This is a genomic window from Cetobacterium sp. (assembly GCF_048470075.1).
GTDB lineage: Bacteria > Fusobacteriota > Fusobacteriia > Fusobacteriales > Fusobacteriaceae > Cetobacterium_A.
Genome location: NZ_DBGBQB010000200.1, coordinates 1 through 6,445 on the forward strand (window position 1 = coordinate 1; position 6,445 = coordinate 6,445).

General features: G+C 31.9%; 7 protein-coding genes and 1 pseudogene. All 8 read right to left on the bottom strand.

Annotation, left to right across the window (positions count from 1 at the left end; genetic code table 11):
* Positions 1–674: DeoR/GlpR family DNA-binding transcription regulator (locus ACMOUI_RS07205; protein WP_418965053.1), on the bottom strand; the 674-nt coding region annotated here is incomplete at its 3' end.
* A gap of 4 nt (positions 675–678) precedes the next feature.
* A complete protein-coding gene (locus ACMOUI_RS07210; protein ID WP_418965054.1) occupies positions 679–1,791 on the bottom strand; it encodes a 2-aminoethylphosphonate--pyruvate transaminase in 1,113 nt (370 codons plus the stop codon).
* Positions 1,792–1,832: 41 nt separating this feature from the next.
* Positions 1,833–2,639, bottom strand: coding sequence for a phosphonoacetaldehyde hydrolase (gene phnX / locus ACMOUI_RS07215; protein WP_418965055.1), 807 nt, complete (start codon positions 2,637–2,639; stop codon positions 1,833–1,835).
* Positions 2,639–3,490: an ABC transporter permease subunit gene (locus tag ACMOUI_RS07220; protein WP_418965056.1), complete on the bottom strand. Its 852-nt coding sequence runs from the start codon at positions 3,488–3,490 to the stop codon at positions 2,639–2,641. Before ACMOUI_RS07220 ends, phnX begins: the two co-directional genes overlap by 1 nt.
* Positions 3,491–3,523: 33 nt before the next feature.
* Positions 3,524–3,787: pseudogene (locus ACMOUI_RS07225) on the bottom strand (putative 2-aminoethylphosphonate ABC transporter permease subunit); the annotation flags it as partial.
* A gap of 12 nt (positions 3,788–3,799) precedes the next feature.
* Positions 3,800–4,360 (bottom strand): hypothetical protein, encoded by a 561-nt coding sequence (locus ACMOUI_RS07230; RefSeq protein ID WP_418965057.1) that lies wholly within the window; start codon positions 4,358–4,360, stop codon positions 3,800–3,802.
* A complete protein-coding gene (locus tag ACMOUI_RS07235) occupies positions 4,351–5,328 on the bottom strand; it encodes an ABC transporter ATP-binding protein (RefSeq protein ID WP_418965058.1) in 978 nt (325 codons plus the stop codon). The genes ACMOUI_RS07230 and ACMOUI_RS07235 overlap by 10 nt, the downstream gene beginning before the upstream one ends.
* 11 nt (positions 5,329–5,339) lie before the next feature.
* Positions 5,340–6,392 carry a putative 2-aminoethylphosphonate ABC transporter substrate-binding protein gene (locus ACMOUI_RS07240; RefSeq protein WP_418965059.1) on the bottom strand — a complete coding sequence of 351 codons (1,053 nt, stop codon included), beginning with the start codon at positions 6,390–6,392 and terminating at the stop codon, positions 5,340–5,342.
* Between the last annotated feature and the right edge of the window lie 53 nt (positions 6,393–6,445).

Below are 6,445 nucleotides of genomic sequence, written 5' to 3' on the forward strand. Positions count from 1 at the left end.
TTATAGAATTTTGAAGTATTTAGCTTATCATTTGTAACTAAAAAAATATTTTGTGTGGAGTTTTTTAAAACTTCAGATGTAACAAAAGCTTCATCACAATCGTGGGATGTAATACCCTTTTCCAAAGAAAGTCCATCAAGGGTTAAAAAAGCTTTATTAAAGAGATAATCTTTAATAGAAAAAACAGCTTTAGTTCCAGAAGTTGAAAGTAGATTTAATTTGACCTCTCCACCGATAAAAAATATCTTATGGGAGTTTTCAAAAGTTTTAAAAAATTTAAAAAACTCAATAACAACAGAGAATGAAACCGTTACAATCTTAAGATTTTTTCTATTTTTTAGATATGGAATCAATTTAACAACTGTAGTTCCTGCATCTAAAAAGATACAGTCATTATCCTCAATAAGAGTAGCAGCTTTTTGAGCTAAAATATCTTTTTCATCAGAAAAGAGCTCATTCCTTAGAGTATAACTTTCATCAATTGCATTGGAGGAGCTTTTCAAGGCCCCTCCATAAACTTTTTTTATATCTCGATTCTCTAGGATTATATCCTCTAAATCTTTTCTAATAGTTTCCGTAGTAACACTATATTTTTTTGCAAGTTTTTTTACATAGACTATATTCTTAATATTTATCTCTTCCAAAATAAGTTTTCGACGCTTTTCCATTAACATATATCTATCTCCAAAACATAGAGTTTCCAATTGAGTCTATTAAAGTTTCAATATCATCTAAATAGACCTCACCAATATTACCGATTCTAAAACTTTCCTCCTTGGTTAATTTACCAGGATATATAACAAATCCATGTTCTTTTAACTTAGAATAGAAAGTTTCAAACTTATATTCAGGATGATTGGGAGCATAAAATGTAGTTATGATAGGGGATTGTTTCTCCGTGGATATGATAGCTTTAAAACCAAGTTTATCCATACCTTTAACAAGTTTATCCTGGTTTTGCTTATATCTAAGTTCTCTGGCCTTTACACCGCCTTCAGCTTCCAATTCCAACAACGCTTGATAAAAAGCTCTAACAACATGAGTGGGAGAAGTGAATCTCCATTTTCCATTTCCACTTTCCATAACTTGCCATTGATCATATATATCTAAAGAGTGAGAACGAGCTTTTCCTTGGCATTTTAAAAGTTCAGATTTTTTAGCAACAATAAAACCAAATCCAGGAACTCCCTGAATACACTTATTAGATGAACTGACTAAAAAATCAATTTGATACTCAGGAACACTAAAATGTATTCCTCCAAAACTTGACATAGCATCTACAATAAAGATTTTATTGTATTTTTTAGCAAGTATTCCAATCTCTTTAATTGGATTTAAAATTCCAGATGTTGTTTCACAGTGTACAACAGATAAGTGAGTAATTGTAGAATCAGACTTTAAAATATCTTCAAGATAATCTAAGTCATAACTTTGTGTTTGATCAATTTTATATATTGAATTTGAAACTTTTGCAGTGTCACAAATAGTTTTCATTCTGTCTCCATAGGCTCCATTTGAAAGGATTAAAACCTTTTCATGCTCCCCTATAACAGTTGTTAAAACAGCTTCAACAGAGAAAGTTCCACTACCCTGCATAGGAATCATAGTATAGTCATCTTTAGCTTCAGCAATATTTAAAACTCTTTCTCTCATATCTTGAACCAGAGAGTTATATTCATTATCCCAAGTACACCAATCTTTAAGCATTGCAGATTTAACTTCTGAAGATGTAGTTAGAGGTCCTGGTGTTAAAAGAATGTACGGTTTATCAGTTAAGGTATTAGTGATCATTTAATTCTCCTTCAAATTTTTTTATATTATCTAATTATTTACTAAAAAATATTTTCTAAATTCATTTTTTCATTAATTATATCTATTATATGGATAAGATCCTTGACCTCTTCAATAACATAATCAGCTCCAGCACAGTAAAGTCTTTTAGCAGTTTCATCCATCAGGGCTCTTAGCTCCACTGGGTTCATAGTTTCAACCTCATTTTGAGAAAGTCCCAATTCACTTCCTCCCTTTAAGATTCCAACAGTCCAAACACCAGCACTCTTTCCCTCTTTCATATCCACAGTAGTATCTCCAATTTTTATAACAGAGTGTCTATTTGGAATAGCTAAGTTGACCATATTTTGATAGATCATATATGGATATGGTCTACCAGCTGGAACTTCAGTTGAAGTTATTCTAAAATCAGGAGAGTATCCAAATACTTTAGCTTTAGATGCGACAATATCAAGCATCTCCTTAGTGTAACCTGTTGTACTTCCAATTTTGATTCCCTTTTCTCTCAATTGATTTTGAAGATTTAAAATTCCAGGAACAGGCTCAGCAAAATTTTCTAAAGATGCAAAAAGTACCTCTTCAAATCTATTATATAATGAGTTAATATCATTTTCATTGTAATCTCTTCCATATTTTTCTATCCAAAGTGAATTGATTCTATCCATTTTTAACAGAGCTTTAATATGGTCAATTTTTAGCATTCCCATAGGTTTTCTAGCTTCCTCATAAGTGATTTCAATCCCCACCTCTTTAAAAACTTCAACAAATACCTCCAAAGGAGCAAAACATCCATAGTCCACTGTAGTACCTGCCCAATCAAATATAACCGCTTTAATCTCTTTTTTCATTATCTATTCCTCCCAAAATATCTTTTTTTAATTATTTCATATATAGCCTTTATAAAAAGGTTTGTTATAACTATTAAAACTCCCATAGCAGCAGCTTTGGCTTGATCTCCAACCTCATCTAAGTTAATCATGGCAATAGAGGCCAGAGTTGTTTTTGAAGTGTAAAGAAAAACAGCTGCTGATACTGTGGTCATACAGTTTACAAAATAGTAGATAAAAATCTCTCCAATAGTGTGCTTTGTTAGAGGTAGTGTCACATTGAAAAATGTTTTATGCCAAGGTATACCCATTGAAAGAGAAACTATTTCAAACTCTTTATCCAATTTTTTTAAAGATGTAGAAGCTGTCATAAAAGCCACAGAGAAAAAATGTACTATATTAACTAAAACTAAAATCCAAAGAGTTCCATATAAAGTGTTAAAAGGGTTGCTCACCCATCCAATAATTGGGATTTGAATATAGTTCATATTGAAGAAAAAAATATACCCTAAACCTAAAACCATTCCAGGCAAAGCTAGAGGTACAATGGCAAAGAACTTAATAGTATTTCTTACAGATGTTAAACTCTCAGTTTTTAAACAGATATACGCTCCAAGATAAGCTATTACTGTTCCCAAAGTTGCAGAGATAAAAGCTATAGTTACTGAGTTTTTATAAAATTGCAATGCTCCACCATTAAAATCAAAAAACTTATAGTTATTTAAAGTGATTTCAAAGTTATAGGGCCACATTTTTATAAATGAAGCTACAGCAGCAATCAAAAATAATCCTAGAATGCTCACTCCAATTAACCAACAAAAGATATAGAAAAAGGTATCTCTAAATCTGGAGTGTTCAACTCTATAATTCATTGATTTAGCGTTAAAAGTATCTCTTTGTTTTTTCTCTAAAGATTTTTCTAAAAAGAAGGAGATAATTGCTGGGATAAGAAGGAGTATGCTTACAACAGCTCCTCTTCCAAGATTTTGTTGTCCAATAACCTGCTTATATATATCTGTTGCTAAGACATTGTAGTTTCCTCCAACAACTTTTGGAGCTCCAAAGTCTGTAAAAGCAAGAATAAAAGATACGGTAGCTGTGGAAAAAACAGCGTATTTACAAGAGGGTAGAGTTATCGTAAAAAATTGTTTTATTTTACTTGTACCAAGGGTTTTAGCAGCCTAATATAGTCTATAATCACTGTTGGCAAGAGCCATTGATATGATAAGGTAAGCTTGTGGCAAAGTGTAGATAACCTCACTTATAACAATTCCAGTTGCTCCATAAAGATTTATATCTGTTGCTAGGTATGGGAACTTACCAAAAAATCCAGTTGTTATAACTCCCATCCTCCCAAAAAGATAGATAAGAGATATACCATGTAACATAGTGGGAGCAAATATAGGTAAAAGAATTAAAAACTTTAGAATATTTTTTCCTCTAATCTGTGATCTAGCTATTCCATATGAGTAAAGAAATCCTAAAATTAAGGTGATACTCATGGATAAACTGGCAATTTTTACTGTGTTAAAAAATGAGTTTAAAACTCCAGGACTTGTGAGATACTGTATAAAGTTGGTAGTTCCAATGTAGTTGCCACTGTTGTCCTGAGTAGCCTTTATTCCTAAGGTTATTAAGGGAAAGGCTAAAGCGACAATAAAGAAGCAAACTATCCCCAAAACAATTAGGTCTCTAACTTTTTCAGAGAAAAGTTTTTCAGATTTATTGAGAGTTAATTCCATTCCATCCCTCCATCTATGGTTCTTTCAACCTTTAGAAAGATATGTTGATCCTTTTTTAGGGATATATCTTTAATTTTATTTCTACAAACATCAACTTCAATTTGAAACCCTTTTTTATTGACTTTCAATCTATAATAAGACCCCATATACTCCCATGAGTCAAGTGTACCAGCGAAAAAATTGTCACAGTTTTCATCAGCTAAGGAGATATCTTCAGGTCTAGCCAAAATTTTATTTCCATTGATTTCAAATTTGTTAACTTTACCAATAAAATCTCCTATGAAATTGTTAGCTGGTTTCTCATATATCTCTTGAGGAGTTCCAATTTGTACAACCTTAGCATTGTCCATAACTATAATTCTATCTGACATAGATAGTGCCTCTTCCTGATCATGAGTTACCATAATCGTTGTGATTCCAAGTTTTTTTTGAAGATCTTTAATATCATTTCTTAATTTCTCCCTAACTTTAGCATCTAAAGCTGAAAGAGGCTCATCTAGTAAAAGAATGTCAGGGGAGTAAGCTATCGCCCTTGCTAAAGCTACTCTTTGCTGTTGACCACCTGAAAGCTCATTTGGATATTTGTCCTCTCTTCCTCTTAAACCTACTAATTCAAGAGATTCATCAACTTTTTTTTGAATAATATGTCTAGGTATTCTTTTATTTTTCATTCCATAGGCTATATTTTCTCCAACTGTTAAATTGGGGAAAAGAGCATAGGATTGAAACACAATAGACATATTTCTTTTAGAGGGGTGTTTTTTTGTGATATTTTCATCTTTTAAAAATATAGCTCCACTGTCTACATTTTCAAGTCCAGCAATAATTCTAAGAAGTGTTGTCTTTCCACAACCAGATGGACCTAAGAAACAGATAAACTCCCCTTTTTCTATTTCAAAATTTATATTATTTAGTGCTATAAACTTTCCAAAAGTTTTTTTTATATTATTTATTTTTAGATAACTCATTACTCCCCCTTTTATTTATTTTCTGTTTTTGCCCCAAAGTTAGTTTCCCAGTGTTTAAGAATACGCTCTTTATTAGCAGCTGCCCAAGAGAAATCATTAGCTATCAATTGAGTGATAGGATTTTCAGGAAAGCCTTTAGGTGGAGCAACTTGGATATCTCTAGAAACAATACCATATGATTTTGCATACATCTTCATAGCGTCCTCAGATATAGCCCAATCTAAAAATATTTTAGCCTCATCTTTTATATCTTTTTTATTTATTAGAGCATTGGCTTCTGAATCCCATCCAGAACCCTCAACTGGGAAGTGAACATTAATAGGAGCTCCATCATTTTTTATCTTAATTCCAGGATACCCATAGGATATTCCAATAGGATACTCTCCTGATGCAGCAGTTTTAGCTGGTTTAGAACCAGAGTGAGTATATACTCCTATATTACTATCCAGATTTTTCATATATTCCCAAGCTTTCTCCTCTCCAAATAGTTGAATTAAAGCGGAAACAGTTAAAAATCCAGTACCAGATGATGCAGGGTTTGCCATAGAGATTAAACCTTTATATTGTGGTTTAATAAGATCGGAAAAAGTTTTAGGTTCATCTAATCCGAGTTTTTTCATCTCAATAGTATTTACAGAGATAGCTGTCATCCAAGCATTATTTCCAACCCATTTAGGATCTTTTCCTGTGTTATCTTTAAATTTAGGGTTTATTTTTTCAATATCTTTTGGAGAGTATTCCTTTAAAAGATTGGCGTCATCTAAGGCTAAAAGTCCAGTAGCTGCAGTTCCCCAAATAACATCTGCCTGAGGATTACTCTTCTCTGCTAAAATTCTAGATACGATAACTCCAGTGGATTCTCTAACAATATTAAGTTTTATATTTGGATATTGTTTTTTAAAAGATTCTAGATACTCAGGAATCTGTTCATTTTCAAGAGCTGTATAAACAGTGATCTCCTTTGCACTATTTTTTTCATTGTTTTTAGTTGGTTTTTCAGAAGAACCACATCCCATTAAAAATGTTGCAAAAAGTAGTGAACCAAATATTTTTATATTAGACATAATAAACTCACCTCATCATTATTTTTCAAATGTATTATACTTGGTGTATGTAA